This is a genomic window from Intrasporangium mesophilum, assembly GCF_054783095.1.
In genome coordinates, this window is sequence record NZ_BAAGRF010000010.1 from 88818 (window position 1) to 112826 (window position 24009).

Annotated in this window: 23 protein-coding genes and 2 tRNA genes; 14 read left to right on the forward strand and 11 right to left on the reverse strand. The window is 71.7% G+C overall.

Going from position 1 to position 24009, the window contains the following annotated elements; genetic code table 11:
- Positions 1-34: 34 nt before the first annotated feature.
- Positions 35-106, forward strand: a tRNA-Gln gene (locus tag ACYVLP_RS09750).
- Between the two features lie 90 nt (positions 107-196).
- Positions 197-269: transfer RNA gene (locus ACYVLP_RS09755), tRNA-Glu, on the forward strand.
- Between the two features lie 4 nt (positions 270-273).
- Here ACYVLP_RS09755 and ACYVLP_RS09760 read toward each other — a convergent pair.
- Positions 274-2475 (reverse strand): bifunctional lysylphosphatidylglycerol flippase/synthetase MprF, encoded by a 2202-nt coding sequence (locus ACYVLP_RS09760; protein ID WP_460627143.1) that lies wholly within the window; start codon positions 2473-2475, stop codon positions 274-276.
- Positions 2476-2512: 37 nt separating this feature from the next.
- Complete coding sequence (locus ACYVLP_RS09765) at positions 2513-3133, reverse strand: MerR family transcriptional regulator (protein ID WP_460627144.1); 621 nt, start codon at positions 3131-3133, stop codon at positions 2513-2515.
- A 72-nt stretch (positions 3134-3205) separates the two neighbouring features.
- On the opposite strand from ACYVLP_RS09765, the gene ACYVLP_RS09770 reads away from it, so the two are divergent.
- Positions 3206-3706: a DUF4188 domain-containing protein gene (locus ACYVLP_RS09770; protein ID WP_460627145.1), complete on the forward strand. Its 501-nt coding sequence runs from the start codon at positions 3206-3208 to the stop codon at positions 3704-3706.
- A gap of 167 nt (positions 3707-3873) precedes the next feature.
- On the opposite strand, the gene fgd is transcribed toward ACYVLP_RS09770, so the two are convergent.
- The 3 genes from fgd to ACYVLP_RS09785 form a co-directional block, all read right to left on the reverse strand.
- Entirely contained in the window at positions 3874-4881 is a 1008-nt protein-coding gene (gene fgd, locus ACYVLP_RS09775) for a glucose-6-phosphate dehydrogenase (coenzyme-F420) (RefSeq protein ID WP_460627146.1), read from the reverse strand.
- A 53-nt stretch (positions 4882-4934) separates the two neighbouring features.
- On the reverse strand, positions 4935-5849 hold the full coding sequence (locus ACYVLP_RS09780) for a L,D-transpeptidase family protein (protein WP_460627147.1): 915 nt from the start codon (positions 5847-5849) through the stop codon (positions 4935-4937).
- A 130-nt stretch (positions 5850-5979) separates the two neighbouring features.
- On the reverse strand, positions 5980-6732 hold the full coding sequence (locus ACYVLP_RS09785; RefSeq protein ID WP_452268578.1) for an IclR family transcriptional regulator: 753 nt from the start codon (positions 6730-6732) through the stop codon (positions 5980-5982).
- Between the two features lie 142 nt (positions 6733-6874).
- Here ACYVLP_RS09785 and leuC point away from each other — a divergent pair, with 142 nt between their 5' ends.
- The 3 genes from leuC to ACYVLP_RS09800 all read left to right on the forward strand — a co-directional run bounded on the left by leuC (position 6875) and on the right by ACYVLP_RS09800 (position 9920).
- Positions 6875-8311: a 3-isopropylmalate dehydratase large subunit gene (gene leuC / locus ACYVLP_RS09790; protein ID WP_460627148.1), complete on the forward strand. Its 1437-nt coding sequence runs from the start codon at positions 6875-6877 to the stop codon at positions 8309-8311.
- A gap of 3 nt (positions 8312-8314) precedes the next feature.
- Positions 8315-8908: a 3-isopropylmalate dehydratase small subunit gene (gene leuD / locus ACYVLP_RS09795; RefSeq protein ID WP_460627149.1), complete on the forward strand. Its 594-nt coding sequence runs from the start codon at positions 8315-8317 to the stop codon at positions 8906-8908.
- A gap of 283 nt (positions 8909-9191) precedes the next feature.
- Positions 9192-9920, forward strand: coding sequence for an HU family DNA-binding protein (locus ACYVLP_RS09800; protein ID WP_460627150.1), 729 nt, complete (start codon positions 9192-9194; stop codon positions 9918-9920).
- A gap of 65 nt (positions 9921-9985) precedes the next feature.
- On the opposite strand, the gene cofC is transcribed toward ACYVLP_RS09800, so the two are convergent.
- The gene (gene cofC, locus ACYVLP_RS09805; protein WP_460627151.1) at positions 9986-10918 is read right to left on the reverse strand and encodes a 2-phospho-L-lactate guanylyltransferase; all 933 of its coding nucleotides are present in this window, start codon (positions 10916-10918) and stop codon (positions 9986-9988) included.
- Positions 10919-11032: 114 nt separating this feature from the next.
- Here cofC and ACYVLP_RS09810 point away from each other — a divergent pair, with 114 nt between their 5' ends.
- A complete protein-coding gene (locus ACYVLP_RS09810) occupies positions 11033-11830 on the forward strand; it encodes a lysophospholipid acyltransferase family protein (protein WP_460627152.1) in 798 nt (265 codons plus the stop codon).
- Positions 11827-12825 (forward strand): NAD(P)H-dependent glycerol-3-phosphate dehydrogenase, encoded by a 999-nt coding sequence (locus tag ACYVLP_RS09815; RefSeq protein WP_460627153.1) that lies wholly within the window; start codon positions 11827-11829, stop codon positions 12823-12825. The genes ACYVLP_RS09810 and ACYVLP_RS09815 overlap by 4 nt, the downstream gene beginning before the upstream one ends.
- A gap of 37 nt (positions 12826-12862) precedes the next feature.
- Here ACYVLP_RS09815 and ACYVLP_RS09820 read toward each other — a convergent pair whose 3' ends face one another.
- A complete protein-coding gene (locus ACYVLP_RS09820; RefSeq protein WP_460627154.1) occupies positions 12863-13948 on the reverse strand; it encodes a trans-sulfuration enzyme family protein in 1086 nt (361 codons plus the stop codon).
- A 49-nt stretch (positions 13949-13997) separates the two neighbouring features.
- Between ACYVLP_RS09820 and ACYVLP_RS09825 the strand changes: the two genes are divergently transcribed.
- Positions 13998-15137 (forward strand): D-alanine--D-alanine ligase family protein, encoded by a 1140-nt coding sequence (locus tag ACYVLP_RS09825; RefSeq protein ID WP_460627155.1) that lies wholly within the window; start codon positions 13998-14000, stop codon positions 15135-15137.
- A 121-nt stretch (positions 15138-15258) separates the two neighbouring features.
- On the opposite strand, the gene ACYVLP_RS09830 is transcribed toward ACYVLP_RS09825, so the two are convergent.
- Both ACYVLP_RS09830 and ACYVLP_RS09835 read right to left on the reverse strand, forming a co-directional pair.
- Positions 15259-15588: a DUF3515 family protein gene (locus ACYVLP_RS09830; RefSeq protein WP_460627156.1), complete on the reverse strand. Its 330-nt coding sequence runs from the start codon at positions 15586-15588 to the stop codon at positions 15259-15261.
- Between the two features lie 133 nt (positions 15589-15721).
- Positions 15722-15955, reverse strand: coding sequence for an Lrp/AsnC family transcriptional regulator (locus ACYVLP_RS09835; RefSeq protein WP_147063373.1), 234 nt, complete (start codon positions 15953-15955; stop codon positions 15722-15724).
- A 258-nt stretch (positions 15956-16213) separates the two neighbouring features.
- On the opposite strand from ACYVLP_RS09835, the gene thiL reads away from it, so the two are divergent.
- On the forward strand, positions 16214-17200 hold the full coding sequence (gene thiL, locus ACYVLP_RS09840) for a thiamine-phosphate kinase (protein ID WP_460627157.1): 987 nt from the start codon (positions 16214-16216) through the stop codon (positions 17198-17200).
- A 257-nt stretch (positions 17201-17457) separates the two neighbouring features.
- Here the strand turns inward: thiL and rpmB are convergent, their stop codons facing one another.
- Positions 17458-17646, reverse strand: a complete 189-nt coding sequence (gene rpmB, locus ACYVLP_RS09845; RefSeq protein WP_452268567.1) for a 50S ribosomal protein L28 — start codon at positions 17644-17646, stop codon at positions 17458-17460.
- A gap of 192 nt (positions 17647-17838) precedes the next feature.
- On the reverse strand, positions 17839-18657 hold the full coding sequence (locus ACYVLP_RS09850; protein ID WP_460627158.1) for a fructosamine kinase family protein: 819 nt from the start codon (positions 18655-18657) through the stop codon (positions 17839-17841).
- Between the two features lie 75 nt (positions 18658-18732).
- Between ACYVLP_RS09850 and ACYVLP_RS09855 the strand changes: the two genes are divergently transcribed.
- The 4 genes from ACYVLP_RS09855 (at position 18733) to coaD (ending at position 23930) form a co-directional block, all read left to right on the forward strand.
- Positions 18733-20487, forward strand: a complete 1755-nt coding sequence (locus ACYVLP_RS09855; protein ID WP_460627159.1) for a DAK2 domain-containing protein — start codon at positions 18733-18735, stop codon at positions 20485-20487.
- Between the two features lie 2 nt (positions 20488-20489).
- On the forward strand, positions 20490-22742 hold the full coding sequence (locus tag ACYVLP_RS09860; RefSeq protein WP_460627160.1) for an ATP-dependent DNA helicase RecG: 2253 nt from the start codon (positions 20490-20492) through the stop codon (positions 22740-22742).
- A gap of 2 nt (positions 22743-22744) precedes the next feature.
- Positions 22745-23326 (forward strand): 16S rRNA (guanine(966)-N(2))-methyltransferase RsmD, encoded by a 582-nt coding sequence (gene rsmD / locus ACYVLP_RS09865; protein ID WP_460627161.1) that lies wholly within the window; start codon positions 22745-22747, stop codon positions 23324-23326.
- Between the two features lie 112 nt (positions 23327-23438).
- On the forward strand, positions 23439-23930 hold the full coding sequence (gene coaD, locus ACYVLP_RS09870) for a pantetheine-phosphate adenylyltransferase (RefSeq protein WP_460627162.1): 492 nt from the start codon (positions 23439-23441) through the stop codon (positions 23928-23930).
- The last annotated feature ends 79 nt before the right edge of the window (positions 23931-24009 follow it).

The window sequence follows — 24009 nt, forward strand, 5'->3', positions numbered from 1 at the left end:
ATGGCCCTCGGGCGCGCTGGGGAGTGAAACCCCTTGGGGTATGGTGTAATTGGCAACACTACGGATTCTGGTTCCGTCATTCTAGGTTCGAGTCCTGGTACCCCAGCTCCGGTCCACGCCAGGTGGGCCGATTCGGAGAAATCAAGCCGCCACGGTAAGGTTCTCTCCTGTGCCGAGTCTGCTCGGCACCGCTCACGGCCCCGTTGTGTAGCGGCCTAGCACGCCGCCCTCTCAAGGCGGTAGCGCGGGTTCGAATCCCGTCGGGGCTACGTGTCAGAGCTCCCCGGATCCCCCTAGGGTCCGGGGAGCTTCTGTATGCCGGCGGGCCCGGATTCCGGCCATGGCGAGCTCGCGCATCGACGCGCCCGGCAGGTATGCCGCGGTCAGCGCCAGGCCGATCCGTGGCAGCGCCGCCTCGTCGGGAAACACGAGATGGACCGGCTCGCTGCGCGGTGAGAACTTCTGCTTGAAGCTCTCGAGGGAGCGGAAGCCGTAGAGGGGCTCGAGGGCCTCGCCGAGCGTGCCGAGCAGCCGGTCGAGCGGCTCGCTGTCGGCGCCGCCCGCCCCGGCGTGGGCCAGCGGTGCACCCGAGAGCGAGACGACCTCGGCGCCTCGGTCCTTGAAGGACAGGCAGGCGCTCGCGATGAGGAACTCGGTGACCGGGCGGAAGCCGTCGGGGAGCCGGCGCATGACATCCAGCGTCCAGCCGCGCACGTGACCTCCAGGCGAGTAGACCGGGAGCCAGGACGTGATGCCGTGCACCGTCGAGTCCGCGTCGACGGCGAGCCCGACGAGGGTGTCCGGGTCGAGCGCCTCGTCCACGCCGCCGAGCGTGAAGCCCATCTCGGGCAGACCCTTGTCACCCACCCACACCTCGGAGATCGCCCTGACCTGGGTGATGATGCCGCGCGGCATCGAGGCGAGGTGGCCCTCGCGGTAGGTGATGCCCTCCTTGGCGGCCCGGTTGAGCGCCGTCCGCACGTCCTGCCACTTCTTGCCCCGGAACTCGAGCGTGGGCAGGTCGATGATCGCCTCCTCGGCGACGAGGACGTCGCGACGGCCGCTCGCGCGGCCCCAGTCGAGGACCTCGTCGGTGACGGAGAAGAAGCAGCTCAGCTCGCCGGCGGCCTCGCGGTCGTCGGCGAAGGCGCCCAGGACCGCGGCTCGAGCGGCCGCGTCGGTGGCAACGGGGTCGCCCAGCCCGATGGCGACGCCCCGGTGCGTCTGGAACGCGAGGTAGCCCGTGGGGACGCCCGCCTGGTCGCGGCGGATGAACCAGTTGTTGTCCGGCCACGTGCCCATCCACGACATCGTCGTCCCGCCGTGGGTCTTGAGCAGCTCCACCGCCGCGTCGCGGTCAGTCATCCCCGCCAGCGACTGCGCACGCCCGCGGCGGCTGGGTCGGGCCCGGAAGGCCGAGCGGCCCGCCACGATGACCCAGAGCTGCACGGCCCAGAGCAGGACGTCGACGGCGAGCTGCGGGACCGAGGACGCGATCTGGCCGGCGCCGTTGAGCCGATCGGGGGCGTAGACCTCGAGGAGCAGCAGCAGGGTGCCGGAGACGAGCGAGAGGGTTGTGAGCATGCCGGCGAGGTGCCAGACCCGACGGGACCCCTTGCGCAGCCCGTTCGCCAGGAGCAGCGAGATGGCCGCGCCGAACAGGACAGCCGTCGCGTCGGTGTCGTCGGTCGTCGCGCCGAGCGGGCCGTCGGATGGCGTGAAGTAGAGCACGACGCGCACGAGGGCGCTGACGACGAACAGGGTGAAGGCCGTGATGCGCCACTCGTGCCGGGTGAGGCGCAGTCCGGGCGGGTTCGGACGGCGCCCGATCAGGACCGGGCCGAGGAGCAGCCCGGTCAGGACCGCGAGGAAGTGCTCGAGGTCCCAGAGGACGCCGATGTAGAGCAGGGACAGGACGGCATACAGGAGCAGCAGCGTGCGCAGCCGGCCACGCCAGGGCGGCGTCAGGGTCGCGGAGGCGGCGGCGACTGCGCCCAGAGCGCCGGCGCTGAAGCCGACGTCCACGACCTGGGCCAGGCGGTCCGCCCAGTCCCACGTGCCTCGTGACCACAGCAGGAGCAGCAGCGACGACCCGAGCACCCCGACGAGGTGGCAGCCGACCGCGGCGACGGCCACGCGGCGGGTGCCGAGCCGCAGCTCGGACCAGCCGATGAGCAGGGCGGCGCCACCGAGCACCGGGAGGTACTGCGCGGGGATCAGCGCGAAGAACGCGCCGGTGACGGGCGTCCACCACAGCCCGGCCTGCAGGCTGGGCAGGCCGTAGGCCACGTCGTCGAGCAGCGGACGGTCGTTGAGCGGCGACCACAGCGACTGGGTTGCGACACCGAGGACGAACATGATCGTCGCGACCGTGACCGTGAACGGGACACGCCGGAGGAGCCGGGCGAGGCGCGCGAGACGGCTGGCGCCGGCCGTCCGGTCGACGTCGCCCTCCGCTGCCGCGTCGATCGCCACGCCACCCCCTGGCCACGTAGAAGCCGTCGGCGTCAGCCTAGTGGCGATCGAGCCTCTGGCTGCTGATGATCTCCTGAGCCGCTCGGCGCAGCGCGATGACGACAGGGTCGGTCAGCACGTTGCCGACGACGACATAGCGCAGCGCGTCGCCAGGGCTCATGTCGGCGAGCTCGGGCACGACGTCGCTCTGCGCGATCTGCAGCATCGCGGCATACCACGCGTCGATCGAAGCGTCGGACAGAGGCCAGCCGGCGGCCTCCGCGTCGGTGAGTGCGCGGGCCAGCTGAGTCGATGCCGACGAGCTCTCGCAGCGGGGGAGGCCGAGCCGGTCCACCTGGGCCAGGGCCTGGGCGCTCGGCTCGGTCGCCTCCGGCGCGGCGGTCGTCGACCGCAGCACGGCGTGGGCGGTGCCGAGCAGCTCATGCCTCGTCCCCGGTGGGTCGTCGAGTGCTGCGACGACCTCGCGGACGCGCTCGATCGACAGCCGGCCCACGTCGACGAGGGTGCGGATCAGGCGGACCCGCTCGACGTGGCGCTCGTCGTAGCTGGCTCTCGTCGCGCCCTGGGCCTCGCCGGCAGGGAGCAGGCCCTCGCGCAGGTAGTACTTGAGCGTCGGGATGCTCACGCCGGTCAGGTCGGCCAGCTCGGAGATTCTCATCCGCCCTCCTTCTTGACGTTGGATAGTATCGCTGTCCAAGATTGGATAGTCACACTATCGAAGGAGTCCGCCATGTCGGCGTTCACCCACACCAGCCACACGCACGACGGCGACCTTGCCGTCTTCCTCATCGGGATGCGGATCAACCACCTGCGGCGACCCGACCTCTGGGGGCCGGTCGTTGCGGCGATGCCCGGCATGATCGCCGAGCTGTATGCCGCAAAGGCAGCCCACGCGCGCGGCGAGGGGCCCGACCTCGGCTTCCTCGAGGCCCGGACGCTCGTCGGGATGCGCGGGCCCACCGTCGTGCAGTACTGGCGCAGCGTCGAGGACATCTACGCCTATGCCAACGACCCCGAGCGGCGCCACCGCCCGGCGTGGTCGGCGTTCTACCGGCGCGGCCGCAAGGCCTCCGGCGCCGTCGGAATCTGGCACGAGACGTATGCCGTCCCTGCCGGTGCACACGAGAGCCTCTACGTCGCGATGCCGCCCACCGGGCTGGGCAAGGCGTTCGGGCTCACCGACGACCGCTCCCGTCGCCGGCACGCCCGGCTGCAGAAGGCCGCCGCCTGACCCAGCTCGCGCCGCAGCCGAGCGAGGCGCCACCAGCACAGCCGCGGCGCCGGCGTTGCCTGGACGCAGCGCAGCGAGTGAGGAACGAGCGAGCGGAGCGGAGGAAGGCAACGCCTACCGGGGGCTGCGGCACGCGCCGCAGCGAAGCGAGGCGCCAAAAGCTCAGCTCATCCGAGCTCGCGCAGACCCGGCAGCACGTCGGCGGCGAACTGGTCGAGGAACCGTGCCTGGTCGTGCCCGGGCGCGTGGAAGACCACATGGTTGAAACCCCAGTCGACGTACTGCCGCACCTGGGCGACCGCCTCGGCGGGGTCGCTCGTGACGATCCAGCGCTTGGCGATCTGCTCGTCGCTCAGCTCGTCGGCGAGTCGCTCCATCTCGACCGGGTCCTCGACCCCGTGCTTCTGCTCGGCCGAGAGCGAGAGCGGTGCCCAGAACCGCACGTTGTGCAGGGCCTGGTCCGGGTCGCGGTCGTAGGACAGCTTGATCTCGATCATCCGGTCGATGTCCTCGCGAGTGCGCCCGGACTTCTCCAGGCCCTCGTCGACCGCGGGTAGCAGCTTGTCCTCGTAGAGCTCCCGGCCCTTGCCGGACGTGCAGATGAACCCGTCTCCCGACCGGCCGGCATACCGCGCGACCAGAGGACCGCCCGCGGCGACGTACACCGGGACCGGATCGGCCGGCCGGTCATAGACCGTGGCCGCGTGGGTGCGGTAGTAGTCGCCCTCGAAGTCGACCCGCTCCTCGGTCCACAGCCGACGCATCAGCGTGACGGCCTCGCGCAGCCGGGCGAAACGCTCCTTGAACTCCGGCCACGGCGACCCGGACGCGCCGACCGCGACCTCGTTGAGGGCCTCGCCGGTGCCGATGCCGAGCACTACACGGCCTGGGTTCAGGGCGCCGAGAGTGCCGAAGGCCTGTGCGACGACGGCAGGGTTGTAGCGGAACGTCGGCGTCATGACGGAGGTGCCGAGCATCACCCGCTCGGTGCGCTCGCCGACCGCCGCGAGCCAGGACAGGGCGAACGGCGCGTGGCCACCGTGGTGGCGCCACGGCTGGAAGTGGTCGGAGATGAAGACGGAGTCGAGCCCGACCCGCTCGGCCTGCGCTGAGTACGTGACGAGCTCACGAGCGCCGAACTGCTCGGCCGACGCCTTCCAACCAACCTTGAGCACGGGGAGCTCCTTGTCGCAGTGGGGGAGCGGACCCCGTCAGCCTACGACCGGCATCACCAGTGGATGACGACCGCGTCCCCGATCCGGCTCTCGTTGTAGAGGCGCACGATGCCGTCCCAGTCTCGGACGTTGACGCACCCGTGCGACGCTCCCGTGTAGCCCAGCCGGGCGAAGTTGGAGGAGTAGTGCACCGCCTGGCCGCCGGAGAAGAACATGCTGTAGGGCATCGGCGTGTGGTAGAGGTTCGAGATCACGTCGACCTTCTTCTTGTAGACGTGGAAGACGCCCTCGCGGGTGGGCAGCTCGTCACTGCCGAACCTCACGGCGAAGCCGTACTGCGGCACCCCGTCGATGACCCACGTGAGCCGGCGGGTGCTCTTGCTGATGCACATGACCCGGCCGACGAGGCACCTCGGGTCGATGTCCCACGAGGTCGGGCCGGCGCTCGGCTTCGGCTTGGGCTTGACGTTCGCCAGCTCGTCCGCCGTCGGACGGTGGGTCATCGACACCAGCTTGTCGTACGTCTTCTCGTCAAGCTGTCCCGTGGCCTCGTAGCCACGCTTGGCCTGGAAACCCCGGACGGCGGCGACCGTCCGCGTGCCGTACCTGTTCGAGACGTCGCCCTCGAACCAGCCGATCTGGCGCAGCCGAGCCTGGAGCGAGCGCACCTTGGGGCCGGAGTCGCCCCGGGCGAGGAGCACCACGGGCGGCGGCGTCGGCGTGGCCGAGGGCGGCTTGGTCGGCGGCGGGGACGGTGGTGGGGTCGTGCTCGGCGGGGCCGGCGGCGTGCTGCTGGGCGGGGCGGGCGGCATACTGCTCGGCTCCCCGGGTGGGCTCGTGGTCACCGACCCGTGGCGGACCTGCGTCGCGACCGCCTGAGAGCCGCCGTCGGCGGTGCACGCCGCAGAGGCCGCGATCACTGCGAGCGCGCCGGTCACCACAACGGCACGCCTGAACGCTGTCTGCATCCTCGTCCCCCATCTGAACGCGACACCTGAAGTCTGATCGTGACATCGAGAGTGACGCGGTGGGGGCACAAAGGGTTGTCATACGCGGCGGACGGGGTGACGATCGTGACCGATCCGTTGCCTGGCTGGGTCAGGCGTTCTGCTGCTGCTGCTGCTGTTGCTGCTGCGCGTGGTGGCGGCGCAGCACCTCCGTGAGCTTGTTCGCCCCGGCGACGACGGTCGCCGCGTGCAGGCGTCCAGGCTGGCGCGACAGGCGCTCGATCGGGCCCGAGATGGACACGGCTGCGACGACCCGTCCGGAGGGCCCGCGCACCGGGGCCGACACCGATGCGACTCCGGCCTCGCGCTCGGCCACGCTCTGGGCCCAGCCACGCCGACGGACCGCGGACAGCGTCGTCGCCGAGAAGGCCGCACCCTGCAGGCCACGGTGGAGCCGGTCGGGCTCCTCCCACGCGAGCAGCACCTGGGCGGCCGAGCCGGCCAGCATGGACAGCGTGGCACCCACGGGGATCGAGTCGCGCAGGCCCACCGGGCGCTCGGCGGCGGCGACGCAGATGCGCTGGTCGCCCTGGCGCCGGAACAGCTGCGCGCTCTCGTTGGTGTGGTCCCGCAGGGCGCCGAGCACCGGGCCGGCCGCTGCCAGCAGCCGGTCCTCGCCGGCCGCCGACGCGAGCTCGCCGAGACGTGGGCCGAGGACGAAGCGGCCCTGCATGTCACGGGAGACGAGCCGGTGGTGCTCGAGGGCCACGGCCAGGCGGTGCGCCGTGGGACGCGCCAGTCCGGTGGCCCCGACGAGCTGGGCGAGGGTGGCTGGGCCTGCCTCGAGGGCGCCCAGCACCGTGGCCGCCTTGTCGAGTACGCCGACCCCAGAAGAGTTGTCCATGCACTGATATTGACGTCTCAGGCACTGAGACGTCAATCCACTGGGCCCACAAAGGGTCCACGCTTGCGGATGAGCGATGTCGCGACCAGGTCCTCGATGCCGCGCGCGCTCGCCCGAGAGACAGTCACGGCGGAGGGAAGAGATGTCAGGGACACTGGCCGAAAAGGTCTGGGACGCGCACGTCGTCCGTCGCGCCGATGGGGAGCCCGACCTGCTCTACATCGATCTGCACCTGCTCCACGAGGTGACCAGTCCGCAGGCCTTCGACGGGCTGCGGCTCGCCGGCCGCCCGGTGCGTCGCCCCGACCTGACCCTCGCCACCGAGGACCACAACGTCCCGACCACGCCCGGCCCGATCACCGACCCGGTGTCGAAGGTCCAGGTCGAGACCCTGCGCCGCAACTGCGAGGAGTTCGGCGTCCGCCTCTACCCGATGGGCGACGCGGAACAGGGCATCGTCCACGTCGTCGGCCCGCAGCTCGGGCTCACCCAGCCCGGGATGACGGTGGTCTGCGGCGACAGCCACACCTCGACCCACGGCGCCTTCGGTGCCCTCGCGTTCGGCATCGGCACCTCGGAGGTCGAGCACGTCCTCGCGACGCAGACCCTGCCGCTCAAGCCGTTCCGCACCCTTGCCGTCAACGTCCGCGGTCACCTTGCCGACGGTGTGACGGCCAAGGACATCATCCTCGCCGTGATCGCCAAGATCGGCACGGGCGGCGGCCAGGGCTATGTCATCGAGTACCGCGGCGAGGCCATCGAGGCGCTCTCGATGGAGGCCCGGATGACCGTCTGCAACATGTCGATCGAGGCCGGCGCCCGCGCCGGCATGATCGCGCCGGACCAGACGACGTTCGACTACCTCGAGGGCCGTCCGCACGCGCCGTCCGGGGCCGACTGGGATGCCGCAGTCGCCGAGTGGACCGCGCTGCGCACCGATGACGACGCCGTCTTCGACGCCGAGGTCGAGATCGACGCGTCGGCGCTGACGCCGTTCGTGACGTGGGGGACCAACCCGGGCCAGGGCCTCCCGCTGTCCGAGTCCGTGCCGGACCCCGAGACGTTCGCCGACGAGTCCGACCGCCTCGCGGCCGAGAACGCTTTGGCCTACATGGGTCTCGAGCCGGGCACACCGCTGCGCGACATCAAGGTCGACACCGTCTTCGTCGGCTCGTGCACCAACGGTCGCATCGAGGACCTCCGCGCCGCAGCCGCAGTCGTCAAGGGCCGCACGGTCGCCGACGGCGTGCGCATGCTCGTGGTCCCCGGCTCCGCCAAGGTCCGGCTCCAGGCCGAGGCCGAGGGACTCGACAAGGTGTTCACGGCTGCCGGAGCGGAGTGGCGTCTTCCGGGCTGCTCGATGTGTCTCGGGATGAACCCCGACACCCTCGCGCCGGGCGAGCGCAGCGCCTCGACGTCCAACCGCAACTTCGAGGGCCGCCAGGGCAAGGGCGGTCGGACCCATCTCGTCAGCCCCCTCGTCGCCGCCGCCACCGCACTCCGCGGCACGCTGTCCAGCCCCGCCGACCTGCACACCGCCGACGCTTCGCTGGCGTCCGCCACGACCGGAGAGGCCTGAGCCATGGAGAGGTTCGAGACGCACACCGGCGTCGGGGTGCCCCTGCGACGCAGCAACGTCGACACCGACCAGATCATCCCGGCCGAGTATCTCAAGCGCGTCACGCGCACGGGCTTCGAGGACGGCCTGTTCGCCGCCTGGCGCAAGGACGAGTCGTTCATCCTCAACAGCCCGGTGTATGCCGATGGGTCGGTTCTCGTGGCCGGGCCGGACTTCGGCACGGGGTCGAGCCGGGAGCACGCGGTCTGGGCGCTGATGGACTTCGGCTTCCGGGTCGTCATCAGCTCGCGCTTCGCGGACATCTTCCGTGGAAACAGCGGCAAGCAGGGCCTGCTCACCGCCGTGGTCGCCCAGGACGACGTCGAGCTGATCTGGAAGTACCTGGAGAACAACCCGGGTGCGGAGATCGCCGTCGACCTCGTCAGCCGGACGGTTCGCGCCGGTGAGATCGTGGCCCCGTTCGAGATCGACGACTACACCCGCTGGCGTCTGCTGGAGGGCCTCGACGACATCGGACTGACCCTGCGACACGAGGACGAGGTCGCAGATTTCGAGTCGCGTCGCCCGAGCCACAAGCCGGTGACGACGCCCGCCTGAGAGCCGTCCGCCGGACAACGCCTGGTTTGGCCTGACTCAACGGATCCCGTTGCACCGCAACGGGATCCGTTGTTCGTTGTGCTGCCAGATGCCGGTCGGAGACTGTCTGACCGACGTCTGAGGGGCGGCCCTCAAGGGGTCAAAGTCCTTGCGACACAATGAAAAACCCCTCCCGAGGTGATGGACGCGCCCACGTCAGCGGCCTAACGTCGTGAGTTAGCCGGACTCGTTCCGGACACATCGTCGGGTCGCCTGACACCGACAGTCCTCTGGAGGGGAAGACGTGAACAAGGCAGAGCTGATCGACGCCCTTGAGGCCAAGCTCGGTAGCAAGAAGGTGGCGTCCGACGCCCTCGAGGCGTTCCTCGACGTCGTGATCCGCGAGGTGGCCAAGGGTGGCAAGGTCGGGATCACCGGCTTCGGCACCTTCGAACGCGCCGACCGTGCCGCCCGGACCGGGCGCAACCCCAAGACCGGTGCCACGGTGAGGATCAAGAAGACCCGTGTCCCGAAGTTCCGCTCGGGCACGAACTTCAAGGACATCGTCGCCGGCAGCAAGAAGCTGTCGAAGACCGAGTCCGCGGCGTCGCGCGCCTCGGCCGGGACCGCAACCGCAACCGCAACCGCTGCAGCCACGAAGACGGCCGCGCGCAAGACGACCACCAAGGCCGCCCCGGCCCGCACCGCAGCGGCAGCGAAGAAGACGACGGCGACCAAGGCCGCCCCGGCCCGCACCGCGGCGGCAGCGAAGAAGACGACGGCGACCAAGGCCGCCCCGGCCCGCACTGCAGCGGCAGCGAAGAAGACGACGGCGACCAAGGCCGCCCCGGCCCGCACCGCAGCCGCGGCGAAGAAGACGACGGCAACCAAGGCCGCGCCCGCCAAGACTGCCGCGAAGTCGACGGCGAAGAAGACGACGGCGACCAAGGCCGCCCCGGCCCGCACCGCGGCCGCGGCGAAGAAGACCACGACCGCGAGGAAGACGACCGCCAAGAAGACCGCGGCTCGCTGAGCGCCGCCCGCTGGGTCGAAGGGTCACGGGCCGGGCAGCGATGCCGGCCCGTGACTCCGGGCGCTCTAGCGGATCGCCTGCCCTGTGCCGATCCCGACGATGCGCATGGCGACGACGAGGTCGTCGACGACGTCGACGGTGAGGCGCTGGCCGACGCGGAGGTGGCGCAGGCCGCTCGACTCGAAAGCCGGTGCCGAGAAGTGCAGCTCGACGCCGTCGTCGCGCAGCACGCTGCCGGAACGCGTCTCGGGGTCGAAGCGGTGGACGGTCGCCTGCATGGGTCTGATCCAACCAGATGCGCGGTCCTGCAGGACCGACAGCGTCGCCCGACCCAGGCCGAGCGCGTTGGCTGCGGCGAGGCTCCTCGCGTCGTCGACGTCGGTGCGCAGCCGCGGCAGGGCCAGGTCGAGGCGGGATGCCCCGTCACGCTCGTGCTGGGCTGCGCTGAGATGCCCGAACCTCGGGGTGAACCCGGTCCCGGATCGCAGGACGGTGCCGGTGCCGTCGGCGTCCGGCACGAAAGCCTCGTCGTGCCGACCCGCAACGACCAGCGCCGTGCGCAGCGACCAGGCGTCGAGCGCCGGAAGGTCGCCGAGCAGCGCGGCCACGCGGGCTCCCTGCCCGGCCTGCCGCATACCTGCGGTGATGGCGCCGTTGAGCCCGGTGCCCGGCTCAGGCACGACGAGTACTCCGCGCTCGCGCCACTCCCGGTCCAGTGCCGTGTCGGCCGTCACGAGGATGACCTGCGGCGCACCCACGGCGGAGACCACGGCCTCGAGGGTGTCCGTCGCGATCGCATGGCTCAGATCGGCACGGTCCCTCCCGACGGCTCGTGCCAGCCGCGACTTGCCGTGGCGCGTGTCCTTGACCGGGACGACGACGTGCCAGCCCTGGCCAGGGCCGTCGGCTGCACCCGGCGAGGATCGCTCGGGCGAGGTGGGAGAGGATGCGCTCGAGCGCGCGGCCGCGCTCGACGGGACGGAAGGGGGAGTCGACATGCTTGCGCAATCGTCCCACTCGGATCGGGCGTGCTCGACACCGCGCCGCGAGGTGGACAAGATGAAGCCCAGCCACGTCGACGGGCGTGTGCACGACGAAGAGGACGTGACAACGTGACGGGTGCCCGCCGGAGACGACTCCCCGGTGCCTACCGGCTCGCCGCCTTCCTGCTGCGCCCGCTGTTCATGGTCCTGACCAAGCGCGACTGGCGCGGTGCCGAGAACTTCCCCGCCGAGGGCGGCTTCGTCGTCTCGCCCAACCACATCTCGTACGCCGACCCGATCCCGTTCGCGCACTTCCTCTACGACAACGACCACGCGCCCTACTTCCTCGCCAAGGACAGCCTCTTCACGATTCCTGTGGTCGGCTGGGTGGTGCGCCGCTCCGGGCAGATCCCCGTCTACCGCAACTCGGCAGCGGCGGCGAGCGCCTACCGTGCGGCGGTCGAGGCCGTCAGAGCCGGCAAGGCCGTCGCGATCTTCCCGGAGGGCACCATCACCCGCGACCCCGACCTGTGGCCGATGCGCGGCAAGACCGGTGCCGCACGGGTCGCCCTCGAGACGCAGTGCCCGCTCATCCCGGTCGCCCAGTGGGGCCCTCAGGAGATCCTGTCGCCCTACGGCCACCGGCCCTCGCTCTTCCCGCGCAAGACGATGCACATGATCGCCGGCCCGCCTGTCGACCTGCACGATCTCTACGGCCGGCCCATCGACGCGAAGGTGCTCCGCGAGGCGACCGACCGGCTCATGGACCGGATCACCGGCCTGCTCGAGCAGATCCGCGACGAGAAGGCTCCGCCGGACCGGTTCGACCCGCGCACGCACGGGGTGGCCGAGATCGGCGTCCCGGTGAAGCACGAGGACATCGGCCGCGAGACGAAGTCGAGGATCCACAGGAGGGGGCGATCATGACGCACGTCGCCGTCATGGGCAGCGGCAACTGGGGCACGGCCTTCGCCGCGATCCTCGCCGATGCCGGGTGCACTGTGACGATGTGGGGTCGCCAGCCCGAGCAGGTGGCGAGCATCAACGCCGGCCGCAACGAGTTCTACCTTCCCGAGCTGGAGCTGCCGCCCTCGATCCGCGCGACGACGGACCCGCGGGAGGCCGTCTCCGAGGCAGACCTCGTGGTGCTTGTGGTGCCGTCGCAGACGTTGCGCGACAACCTGATCCAGTGGGGCGCGGCCATCCCGTCGGAGGCGCCGGTGGTGTCGCTGATGAAGGGCGTCGAGCTCGGCACGACGATGCGGATGAGCGAGGTCATCGCCGAGGCAGGGGGAGTCGAGGACGACCGGGTCGTCGTCGTGTCCGGCCCGAACCTCGCACCCGAGATCGCCCGGCGCCAACCGGCTGCCGCGGTCGTGGCGTGCCGCGACATGGCGACCGCCGAACGGGTCGCCGCGGCCTGCGCGACGCCCTACTTCCGGCCCTACACCGACAACGACGTCATCGGTGCGGAGGTCTGCGGCGCGACCAAGAACGTCGTGGCGCTGGCCTCGGGCATGGCCGAAGGGATGGGCTTCGGCGACAACACCAAGGCCACGATCATCACCCGCGGGCTGGCGGAGACCACGCGGCTCGGCCTCGCGCTCGGCGCGCACCCGCAGACCTTCATGGGCCTGGCCGGGGTCGGCGACCTCATCGCGACGTGCATGTCACCGCTGTCGCGCAACCACTCCTTCGGGGTGCGCCTCGGACGGGGGATGTCGGTCGCCGAGGCGACCGCCGAGCTGCGCACGACGACCGAGGGGGTCAAGTCGTGCGAGTCGATCCTCACGCTGGCCGGCCAGCACGACGTGGACATGCCGATCTGCGAGCAGGTCGTGGCGGTGATCCGAGACGGCCACCCGGCCACCGAGGTCGGGCCGCGGCTGATGTCGCGCGACCTCAAGGCCGAGAAGCGCTGAGCCTCCGGGCGGCCCGGCTACCCCGTGGGTCAGGGCGTCAGACGGCGCCCAGGGCTTGGTCGAGGTCGGCCCAGAGGTCCTCGACGTGCTCGATGCCCACGGAGAGTCGCAGCAGGTTGTCCGGGACGTGCTCGGACTCGCTCGGGTGGCGCCGCCGGCGCTCGATCTGTGACTCGACCCCGCCGAGGCTCGTCGAGTGCAGCCAGAGCCGGGTCGCGTCGCACACGCGCTCGGCCGCCTCGAGGTCTCCGGCGACGTCGATGGACAGGATCGCGCCGCTGCCGGGGTAGCGGACGCGTGCGACGCCGGGGTGGGCCGCGAGCCGCCGGGCCAGCTCGGCGGCGTTCGCGCAGGCGCGCTCGAACCGGACGCCGAGGGTGCGCAGACCGCGCAGCGCGAGGTAGACCTCCAGCGGGCCCGCGATGGCGCCATGCAACGTGCGGTGGCGCAACAGCTGCTCGCCGAAGGCTCGGCCGCGGCCGGTATCGGCCACGACCGTCGCGCCGAGCACGACGTCGGAGTGGCCGGAGAGGTACTTCGTGACGGAGTGGACCACGACGTCAGCGCCGAGCTCGAGCGGCCGGCAGAGCAGCGGCGTCGACAGGGTGTTGTCGACGACGCTCGTCACGCCGAGCTCGCGCGACCGCGTGAGCACGACGTCCAGGTCGATGACGTCCAAGAGTGGGTTGGTGGGCGACTCGAGCCACAGCAGGTCGGCCGACTCGAGCGCGTGGAGGAAGCCCGCGGTGTCCGACGCGTGGAGCCGGACGACCGTGCCGCCGGCCTTCTCGAAGGCGGCGAGCAGGTCGCCCGTCCCGTTGTAGGTCTGGTCGGGGACCACGATGGTGCCCCGGGCGTCGACGAGCGACATCGCGGCCGAGATCGCGCCCATGCCGGAGGCATGAACCAGGGCGCGTCCGCCCTCGAGACCACCGAGCGCCGCCTCGAACGCGTGCCACGTCGGGTTGCCCGAACGGGCATAGCTCACCGCGCCGTCAGCGGCATACGTCGACGTCAGCTCCACCGGGACGTTCACCGACGCGCCGGGCGCGCGCTCGGGACGGCCCGCCGCGACGAGGAAGGTGTCGACGTGGAGCCGGCCTGCTTCTGCTTCGGTACCCACCTCGCCAGCGTACGAGCGGGCCTGTGGGCTCGGGATAGAGTCTCGTCTGATGACCACGGACCAGCCCCTGCCCGACCAGCCGAGCCGCCGCCCGCGCGTCGCCATCGTCTTCGGAGGACGCTCCTCCGAGCACGCCGTCTCCTGCGCCACCGCCGCCGGGGTGCTGCGCGCCATCGACCGGACAAAGTACGACATCGTCCCCGTCGGGATCTCCCGTGACGGCCAGTGGGTGCTCGTGGCCGACGACCCGTCGCGTTTCGAGCTCACCGCCGGCCGCACCCCGGAGGTCGAGGCCGGGCGCTCGCAGGTCGTGCTCCCGCTGTCGACGCGTGAGTCCTCGCTGACCGTGCTCGAGGCCGGCCGTCCGCCGGAGGAGCTCGGGGAGGTCGACGTCGTCTTCCCGCTGCTGCACGGCCCCTTCGGCGAGGACGGCACCCTCCAGGGCTTCCTCGACCTGTCCGACGTGCGCTACGTCGGGTCGGGCGTGTTCGCCTCTGCGGCAGGCATGGACAAGCACTACATGAAGGTGGTCTTCGCGGGCCACGGCCTGCCCGTCGGGCCGTATGCCGTCATCACCGACCGCGCGTGGCGCACCGACCGCGTCGCCGCCATGGACGCATGTGCAGGCCTGACCTACCCGCTCTTCGTCAAGCCCGCGCGGGCCGGGTCGTCGATGGGCATCACCAAGGTGGATCACCCCGACGACCTCGAGGCGGCCGTCGAGACGGCTCGCGAGCACGACCCGAAGGTCCTCGTCGAGGAGGGGATCACCGGGCGTGAGCTCGAGTGCGCCGTGCTCCAGGGACACGGCACGGCGAGCCCACGCACCTCGCACGTCGGCGAGGTGGCGGTGCACGCCAACCACGCCTTCTACGACTTCGAGGCCAAGTACCTTGCCGAGGCCGACGTCGACCTCAGCTGCCCCGCCGACGTGCCCGAGGAGATCGGCAAGGAGGTGCGCCGGCTGGCCGCCGAGGCGTTCGAGGCGCTCGGCTGCGAGGGGCTGGCTCGGGTCGACTGCTTCTACACCGACGACGGCCGCGTCGTCATCAACGAGATCAACACCATGCCGGGCTTCACGCCGCACTCGATGTACCCCAGGATGTGGGCGGCCACAGGCCTGGCGTATCCCGACCTCATCGACGAGCTGATCTCGCTGGCGCTGGAGCGCCGCACCGGCCTGCGCTGACCCCCCGCCCCAGACCGCAACACACCCGGATGGAGCCGGCGCTCTGCGCCGGACCGACAGCTCGTCATAGTTGCAACTATGGCGAGCAGCCGGCTTCCGGGTGTGTTGCCGGGGAGCGGGGTCAGGAGCAGCGGTGGCCGTTCTTGGGCAAGGCTCCCGCGACCTGGCTGAAGGCCGGCAGCAGCAGCGGCACCGGACCGTACGCGCCCGGAGCGAGCACTTCGATGGCGGGATCCCGTCCGAACGTCGTAGCCGCGGAGCCGTCGGTCAGCCGGCGGACCACCCAGTCGACCCCGTCGACCGTGACGCACTCCTCGGTCGTCGGGCCGAGCGGCTCCAGGCCGCACCGCGCGATGATCGCCGGGTCGCCCCAGGCCGCCACCGACGGTGACTCGGGCTGGGTGTCCACGCGCGCGTGGCCGCTGACGTGGGCAGGCCAGGCCACGGACATGCACAAGGGTGCGGAGGCCTGCGGCGCGAGCGCGACCTCCGGCGGATGGCTGCACGCGGTGAGCGCTGCGGACAGCGCGACGGCGGCGCCAGTGAGCGCCGCCGTCGAGCGAGATCGTGTGGTCAGGACAGCCTCAGACGTGCACGACCGTGCAGGTGAGGGTCCGGGTGATGCCCGGGACGTCCTGGAGCTTGGCGATGACGAGGCGACCGAGGTCGTCGACATTCGCGGCCTCGACCCGCGCAATGACGTCGTAGGGCCCGGTCACGTCCTCGGCCAGAGTCACGCCCGAGATCCCTGCGATCTGCTCCGCCACGCTGGCGGCCTTGCCGACTTCGGTCTGAATCAGGATGTAGGCCTGAACCACGTGTCACCTCACTGTGTTGGACGATCGACTGTACGGATCTGACGAGCGCTGACGGGACCGGCAGCCCAGGGACGCCGGCGTTGACCGGCTGGACCCAGTGTGACTGCGACCGTGCCCTGACGCTACCTTGCCATGGGACCTCTCGTCCCCGGGACACGTGGCCGTTCGGCTGCCTTGTGGCGCCAGCAAGCCAGTCGCGCGCTCGATGAAAGGAACTGATCGGTGCCGAACCGAAGCAGGGCGTCGCGGGGACCGATGATGACCGAGGGCACGCCGCTGCGCGAGCTCGACGAGGAGCAGATGCTCGCAGCCATCCTGCCGCTCTTCCCGCAGGCTGAGGGCGTCGACGTCGCCCCCGGCGACGACGCTGCCGTGCTCCGCACGACGGACCGGACGATAGCGACGACCGACACTGTCGTGCTCGGCCGCGACTGGCTCGACGCGTGGTCCTCGGGAGCCGACATCGGCCACAAGGTCGTCGCCCAGAACCTCGCCGACGTCGCCGCCATGGGAGGCCGCTCCACGGGGGTGCTCGTCACGCTCGTCGCGGATCCGGCGCTGTCCCTGGAGTGGGCGCTGGACCTGTCCCGGGGGATTGCCGACGCCTGCGTCAACGCGGGCGTGTCGGTGCTCGGCGGGGACCTGTCGTCTGCGCCCCCCGGCGTCGTCATGGTCTCGGTGACCGCGCTCGGGCGGCTCGACGGCCAGCCGGTGCTGCGGTCGGGGGCGCGGCACGGTGACATGCTCGCGGTCAACGGCTCTCTCGGGCTCGCCGACGCGGGCCTGCGCCTGCTCCAGGCGGACCAGGCCGAACGGCATCCCGCCGCCGTGGAGCGGCAGCGCCGTCCCCGACCGCCCCTGTCAGCAGGTCCCGAGGCCGCTGCGGCCGGGGCCTCGGCCATGCTCGACCTCAGCGACGGTCTGCTGCGCGACGGGCGCCGGATCGCCCGCGCCAGCGGTGTCGTCATCGACATCGACCCGTCCCAGATCGCCTCGGACGTGGCCGAGCTCGCCGGCGTGCTCGGCGCCGAGGTCGCGCTCGACTGCGTGCTCGCGGGCGGCGAGGAGCACTCGCTGCTGGCCACCTTCCCTCCGGGACTGGAGCCGGCGCTCCGCGCCGGAATGCCGCGTGGCTGGCGACCGATCGGTCGCGTGCGTGCGGTGGCGCCCGGGGAACTGCCCGGGATCGTCGTCGGGGGCCGGGAGGTCACCCATCTGGGTTGGGACCACTTCCGCACGACCTAGCCCGCAGTCCCTGACCTTCCGGAGCACCTTCCCAAGCCACTGACCGCGCCGACAACCCCGGCAGCACACCGAGCAGTCGCAAACTTCTGCGGTTATTACCGTCGAAGTTTGCGACTGCTCGGTGTGTTGCGCGGAGAAGGGCTGGGGGATCGGCTGGGCGGTCGGGTAGGGGGTCCGGGCCGCAAGGGACCACGCCGGGGCACGACAAAGGCCGGCACCCCCGAGGGGGACCGGCCTTCAGCGTTGGTGCGGGACGCTCAGCGAACGACCTTGCCCGCCTTGAGGCAGGAGGTGCAGACGTTGAGCCGCTTCGGCGTCACACCGTCGACCAGCGTGCGGACCCGCTGGATGTTGGGGTTCCAGCGGCGCTTGGTACGGCGGTGCGAGTGCGAGATGTTGTGGCCGAAACCCGGCCCCTTGCCGCAGACGTCGCAGTTGGCAGCCACGGATAGCTCCTGAATGATCGATGTTGACGAAGTGCTGGTGCTCCGCCTCGGGCGAAGGTGGGCGCACATGCGAGCACGCCTCACCCCGTGATGCACGAGGGGAACCGGTCAAGAGTAGCCGACATGGTGTCCGGACGACAAAACGGCACTCCGGCGCGGAGCCCCGGCTCCAGCTCCACGCGGTGGGGCCGGTCAGAGAAAGGTCCTCGCGGCCTCGACGAGCTGCGCGGCATACGCGGGGCCGTGGGACGAGGCATGGGTCGCGAGCGGGTGCAGCTGGTGCAGCTCGATGAGGGCACGCCATCCCGGCGCGAGCTCGGCGGCCTCCTCGTACGCGGCCCCGATCCGGTCGAGCCCCGGGCAGCCGAAAAGCGCGAGCATGGCGAGGTCGGTGAGGCCGTGGCCGCCGTGCGCGGCGGGGTCGATGAGCACTGCGCCTTCGGTCGTGAAGACGACGTTGCCGGACCACAGGTCGCCGTGGATCCGGGCGGGAGGGCGGTCGTCGTCGAAGTCTCCGGCGGCGAGGCGGTCGCAGACCCGCTCGACGATCCGGGCCCCGGACACGTCGAGATGGCCTCGCTCGACGGCCCGCCGCACGAAGGGCCGCACGCGCTGCTCCGCGTAGAACAGGCCCCAGGCGGCGGTCGGCTCGTTGGACTGGCTCTGCCGACCGATCCAGGCAGCGCCCGTCCAGCCTGGCGGCGGAGCCCCGAAGGCCGGCGCACCCATGCGATGGGTGACAGCCAGGCCCCGGCCCAGCGACTCGGCCGCCTCGAGGGTCGGACGCGAGGGGTGCAGCACGGCCAGGTCGAGGTGGTCGTCGGCCTCCGCCTTCACGTCCACCACGCGCGCACCGCCGTGTGAGATCGCCTCAGCGAGCCAGCGCAGCCCGGCCGCCTCGACCGCGAAGAAGCCGGGAGGTGCCCCTGCCCAGGACTTTCGATGAACGGCCGTGGCGGAGCTCGACACAGCTCCAACGTAGCCGGGCACGACGCCCGGCGCGCGGTGCATGCGACCGTCTGGGGGAGGCGCTAGCCTTGCCGAGCGTCGGCCAGCCCGTACGCACAGCACGACGCAGGAGGTCCGATGCCCGGCGCAGCGCCGTTGCCCGAGGGGGCGCTCACGCGCCTCGACCTCGTCGCAGTGCGTCGCTGGGCCGTGCTCACCCGGTCGCTCTTCGCGGCCCGCCGCGCCGAGATCGACGCCCTCAACGTCTTTCCCGTGCCCGACGGCGACACCGGCACGAACCTCTACCTCACCTTCGACGGCGCCGTCGAGCGCACCCTCGCCGAGGGCGGCGCTGCGACCGCCGACACGCTGCTCGCGACCTTCGCGCGGCACCTGTTGTGGACCGCACGCGGCAACTCCGGCGTCATTCTCAGCCAGCTCGCTCGCGGGCTCGCCGAGGGCTGCGCGGGCGCCGACGAGATCGACGGGCGCATGCTCGCCGCCGGGCTCCGGCGCGCGGAACAGCGTGCCCGCGAAGCCGTGACCGACCCCAAGGAGGGCACGATCCTGACGGTCGCGCGGGCCATGGCCGAGGCGGCCACGGCGACCGACCAGGCAGCGCGCGAGGCGGGCGACGGCATATCCAGCGTGTATGCCGTCTCGGTCGCCGCGCTCGATGCGTCACGGGCGGCGCTCGAGCGCACGCCCGAGCAGCTGGAGGTGCTCGCCCGCGCCGGGGTCGTCGATGCCGGAGGCGCGGGGCTCGTGGTGCTCCTCGAGTCGCTGGAGCGCGTCTGCGCGGGCCAGCGGGCGCGTTCCGACCTCGGCGACTCGGACCGTCGCTCCCGTTTCCGTCCGAGCCCGCAGAGTGCGGCACTGTCGGCAGCCCAGGGAGCGGCGCACGCTGCGGGCGGGAGCGGGCGCGGCGACGGGCCGGGCGAGTCCGGCAGTCCCGAGTTCGAGGTCATGTACCTCCTGCGCGACTCCGACGAGCAGGCCGTCGCGGTGCTGCGCGACCGGCTCGTCGAGCTGGGCGACTCCGTGCTCGTCGTCGGCGGCGAGGAGGAGTGGAACGTCCACGCCCACGTCGACGACGCGGGCGCCGCCGTCGAGGCGGGGGTCGAGGCGGGTCGTCCGCACCGGATCCGCATCACGCACCTGGTCGAGGACCAGCACCTCCGCCAGGCCGCAGCGGCTGGGGAGGTCCAGCCGGCCGAGCGGGTCGCCTCCGGCGTGGTGGCGTGCGCTGCTGGTGCCGGGCTCGAGGCCCTCTTCGAGACCGCCGGTGCCGTCGTCGTCGCCTCGGGTCCCGGCCGCCGCGCATCGACCGGCGGTCTCATCGCGGCGATCCGTGAGCAGCACGTCCGCGGGGCAGCCGGCGTCGTCGTGCTCCCCAACGACGGCGACACGCTGCTCGCCGCCGAGGCCGCGGCGCGAGCGACGGCCGACGACGGCATCGAGTCGCACGTCGTCCACGTCCGCACCGCGGTCCAGGGCATCGCCGCCGTCGCCGTCTTCGAGCCGTCCGCACCGGCTTCCGCCAACGTCCTCGCGATGCAGGCGGCCGCCTCCGCGACTCGCCACGGCGCGGTGACGGTCGCCAACCGGGCTGCGCTGACGAGCGGCGGCCCGTGCCAGGCGGGCGACGCCCTCGGGGTGGTCGACGGCGACGTCGTCATCGTCGGCTCCGACCAGCTCGACGTCGCCCGCGAGGTCGTGCAGCGCCTGCTCGCCAGCGGCGGGGAGCTCGTCACGGTGGTCGCCGGGATCGACGCGCCGGACGGCCTGCTCGACGCGGTGACGAGCGAGGCGAGGCGGGCCCACCACGGCATCGAGGTGTCGCTCATCGACGGCGGCCAGGCGGTGTACACCGTCCTGCTGGGGGTGGAGTGAGGATGGCGGTGCTCACCGAGGAGTCGCCTCTGACCAAGCTGGCCCTCAAGAAGCCCGACGCCGAGGCGATGGCACGCAACAAGGGCATCGAGAACGTCGGGGAGCTCTTCGAGCTGGTCCCGCGGCGCTATGTGCAGCCGAGCGAGCTGACCGACCTGTCGCGGCTGCGCGTGGGCGAGGACGTCCTCGTCGTCGCCGAGGTGGCCGCGGCCACGACCCGCCCGATGCGCAACCGCCGCGGCAAGATGCTCACCGTGGTGCTCACCGACGAGCGGGGCGGCCACCTCGACATCACGTTCTTCAACGCCTTCGGGCACGAGCGCAAGCTCGTCCCGGGCCGCCGGGGCTTCTTCGTCGGCACCGTCGGCACCTACGGCCGCCGACTCCAGCTGACCCACCCGGACTACGAGCTGATCGACGACGACGAGGGAGAGGCGCAGGTCGAGTACTACCGGACGCACTGGGTGCCGGTGTACTCCACGACCGGGAAGCTCAACTCCTTCCGCATGCGCAAGCTCCTGCACCAGGCACTCGACACCGTCGACCGGGTGCGCGAGCCGGTGCCCGAGGATGTGCGCGAGGCCCGCGGGCTGCCCGACCGACGGACCGCGCTCGAGCTCGTGCACCGTCCCCTGCTCACCGAGAACGCCTCGCGCGGGCTGCACCGGCTCAAGTACGACGAGGCATTCGTGCTCCAGACGATCCTGGCCCAGCGGCGGAAGGCCGCCGAGGCCGACCTCGCCACACCGCGTCCGCCCCGACCTGGAGGTCTGCTCGCCGCCTTCGACGCCCGGCTGCCCTTCGAGCTGACCCAGGGCCAGCGGGAGGTGGGCGAGACCCTCGCGCAGGAGCTGGCCTCGGAGCGGCCGATGCACCGCCTGCTCCAAGGCGAGGTGGGCTCGGGCAAGACCATCGTGGCGCTGCGAGCGATGCTCGCCGCGATCGACGCCGGCGGCCAGGCCGCGCTGCTCGCGCCCACGGAGGTGCTGGCGGCTCAGCACCACCGGTCCATCTCCACGATGCTCGGCGACCTCGCGCAGGGCGGCATGCTCGGCGGGTCCGAGTTCGGCACCACCGTCACCCTGCTCACCGGGAGCCAGAGTGCGGGTGCACGCCGCAAGGCCCTTCTCGACGCCGCGTCCGGCGAGGCCGGGATCGTCGTCGGGACCCATGCCCTGATCCAGAAGCACGTGCAGTTCGCCGACCTGGGGCTCGTCGTCGTCGACGAGCAGCACCGCTTCGGGGTGGAGCAGCGCGATGCCTTGCGGGAGAAGGGCCACCGACCACCACACGTCCTGGTCATGACGGCGACGCCCATCCCTCGCACCGTCGCCATGACCGTGTTCGGTGACATGGAGACCTCCACCCTGCGCGAGCTGCCCGAGGGCCGATCGCCGATCGCCACGCATGTCGTCGACGCTGAGCGTCCCGGGTGGGTCGAGCGCACCTGGCAGCGGGTCGCCGAGGAGGTCGCCAAGGGTCACCAGGTCTACGTCGTATGCCCCCGCATCGGCGACGTCGACGACGAGGCGGGCGCGCTGTCGACCGACACCTCCGACGAGGAGGCCACCGACTGGGACGTCGGCGACTGGGACGACGACTCCGCCGGCGCGGCCGACGAACCGGGCCCGGAGCGCGAGCTCACCGGGGTCTACGCCATGCTCGCGACGCTGCGTGCCAACCCCGCGCTCGACGGCGTGCGGAAGGCTGTGCTGCACGGACGCCTCGACGCCGACACCAAGGACGCCACGATGCGCGCGTTCACGGCCGGGGAGGTCGACGTGCTCGTCGCGACGACCGTCATCGAGGTCGGGGTCGACGTCCCCAACGCCTCGGTCATGGTCGTCGTCGATGCCGACAGGTTCGGAATCTCGCAGCTACACCAGCTGCGAGGCCGCGTCGGTCGCGGCTCGGTGCCGGGCCTGTGCCTGCTCATGACCCAGGGCCCCGGCGAGCGGGCGATGGAGCGCCTCGAGCAGGTCGCGGCGACCAACGACGGCTTCGAGCTCGCCCGCGCCGACCTGATGTTCAGGCGCGAGGGCGACGTGCTCGGTGCGCGCCAGAGCGGCCGAGGCAGCTCCGTGCGCCACCTACGCCTCGGCCGCGCCGAGGACGAGCAGATCATCGCCGACGCCCGCGAGGACGCTTTCGCCCTCGTCGACGACGACCCGGACCTGCGGGCCCACCCGGCCCTGGCCGCGGCCGTCGCGATGCGGCTCGACGAGCGCGAGGCCGTCTGGCTGGAACGGGGCTGAGCATGACCCGCATCATCAGCGGCAGCGCCGGAGGCCGTCGCCTGCAGACGCCGTCCGGCCCGACCACGCGCCCCACCTCGGACCGGGTCCGTGAGGCGCTGTTCAGCCGCCTCGAGCACCGCGGCCTCCTCGAGGGCACCAACGTGCTCGATCTGTATGCCGGCTCCGGCGCCCTCGGTCTCGAGGCCGCGAGCCGCGGCGCCGTCCTCGTGCTGCTCGTCGAGTCGGGCAAGGCGGCGGCCAAGGTGATCCGCGCCAACATCAAGCAGGTGGGCCGCCCCGGGGTGCGGCTGCTGGCCGACACGGTCGAGCGAGCGCTCGACGGGGGCCCGCCGGGCGGCATACGGATGGACCTCGTGCTCATCGACCCGCCCTACGACCTGTCCGAGGACGCGCTCGCCGGCGTCCTCGCGAGCCTCGTCGAGCGGGCCTGGCTCGCACGCGACGCCTTCGTCGTCGTCGAGCGGTCCAGCCGATCGCCCCAGCCACGATGGCCCGAGGGGCTCGAGCTGTCGGGGGAGAAGCGCTACGGCGAGACGACGATGTGGTTCGCCGAGCCCCCGCCGAGCGACGTCGTGGCCTGAACGGGTCTGAGCTGGCTGAGCTGGCCTGAGCGGGTCTGAGCGGGTCTGAGCGGGTCTGAGCCGGCTAGAGCTGCCCGAGCCGGCCCGGCGCGCTCCCCGGTAGGTTGGGGCCGTGACGAGCCACGAGATCCGCCGGTGCGTGTGCCCCGGCTCCTACGACCCGGTCACCAACGGGCACGTCGACGTCGTCTCGCGCGCCAGCCGGCTGTTCGACGAGGTCGTCGTCGCGATCCTGCACAACCCGGGCAAACAGGGCACCTTCACGGTGCCCGAGCGCAGCGCTCTGCTCGAGCAGTCGCTGGGCCACCTGCCCAACGTCAGGGTGGCCGCCTGGGCGGACACCCTCGTCGTCGACGTATGCCGCGAGGTCGGGGCCCAGGCCATGGTCAAGGGGCTGCGTGGGGGCACGGACTTCGCCTACGAGCTGCCGATGGCACACATGAACCGGCACCTCACCGGCGTCGAGACCCTCTTCATCGCCGCGGACCCGGCCCTGCAGCACGTCTCGAGCTCGCTCATCAAGGAGGTCGTGCGCTACGGCGGCGACGTCACCGGTCTCGTCCCGGACGCGGTCCTGGCCGCGCTCAAGGAGCGCCTCGCCTGATTTGGGCACTGGGGACGCCTCCGGTAGCCTTGGACGTCGGTCCACGTCCGTCTTGGCGCGGGCCGAACCATCTACTGTG

Bases quoted from the DNA above. Each gene is read 5' to 3' on its own strand.
- ACYVLP_RS09765 (WP_460627144.1), bottom strand. From the start codon at position 3,133: ATGAGAATCTCCGAGCTGGCCGACCTGACCGGCGTGAGCATCCCGACG.
- ACYVLP_RS09770 (WP_460627145.1), top strand. From the start codon at position 3,206: ATGTCGGCGTTCACCCACACCAGCCACACGCACGACGGCGACCTTGCC.
- ACYVLP_RS09780 (WP_460627147.1), bottom strand. From the start codon at position 5,849: ATGCAGACAGCGTTCAGGCGTGCCGTTGTGGTGACCGGCGCGCTCGCA.
- ACYVLP_RS09785 (WP_452268578.1), bottom strand. From the start codon at position 6,732: ATGGACAACTCTTCTGGGGTCGGCGTACTCGACAAGGCGGCCACGGTG.
- leuC (WP_460627148.1), top strand. From the start codon at position 6,875: ATGTCAGGGACACTGGCCGAAAAGGTCTGGGACGCGCACGTCGTCCGT.
- leuD (WP_460627149.1), top strand. From the start codon at position 8,315: ATGGAGAGGTTCGAGACGCACACCGGCGTCGGGGTGCCCCTGCGACGC.
- cofC (WP_460627151.1), bottom strand. From the start codon at position 10,918: ATGTCGACTCCCCCTTCCGTCCCGTCGAGCGCGGCCGCGCGCTCGAGC.
- ACYVLP_RS09815 (WP_460627153.1), top strand. From the start codon at position 11,827: ATGACGCACGTCGCCGTCATGGGCAGCGGCAACTGGGGCACGGCCTTC.
- ACYVLP_RS09825 (WP_460627155.1), top strand. From the start codon at position 13,998: ATGACCACGGACCAGCCCCTGCCCGACCAGCCGAGCCGCCGCCCGCGC.
- ACYVLP_RS09830 (WP_460627156.1), bottom strand. From the start codon at position 15,588: ATGTCCGTGGCCTGGCCTGCCCACGTCAGCGGCCACGCGCGCGTGGAC.
- thiL (WP_460627157.1), top strand. From the start codon at position 16,214: ATGACCGAGGGCACGCCGCTGCGCGAGCTCGACGAGGAGCAGATGCTC.
- ACYVLP_RS09850 (WP_460627158.1), bottom strand. From the start codon at position 18,657: ATGCACCGCGCGCCGGGCGTCGTGCCCGGCTACGTTGGAGCTGTGTCG.
- ACYVLP_RS09855 (WP_460627159.1), top strand. From the start codon at position 18,733: ATGCCCGGCGCAGCGCCGTTGCCCGAGGGGGCGCTCACGCGCCTCGAC.
- ACYVLP_RS09860 (WP_460627160.1), top strand. From the start codon at position 20,490: ATGGCGGTGCTCACCGAGGAGTCGCCTCTGACCAAGCTGGCCCTCAAG.
- rsmD (WP_460627161.1), top strand. From the start codon at position 22,745: ATGACCCGCATCATCAGCGGCAGCGCCGGAGGCCGTCGCCTGCAGACG.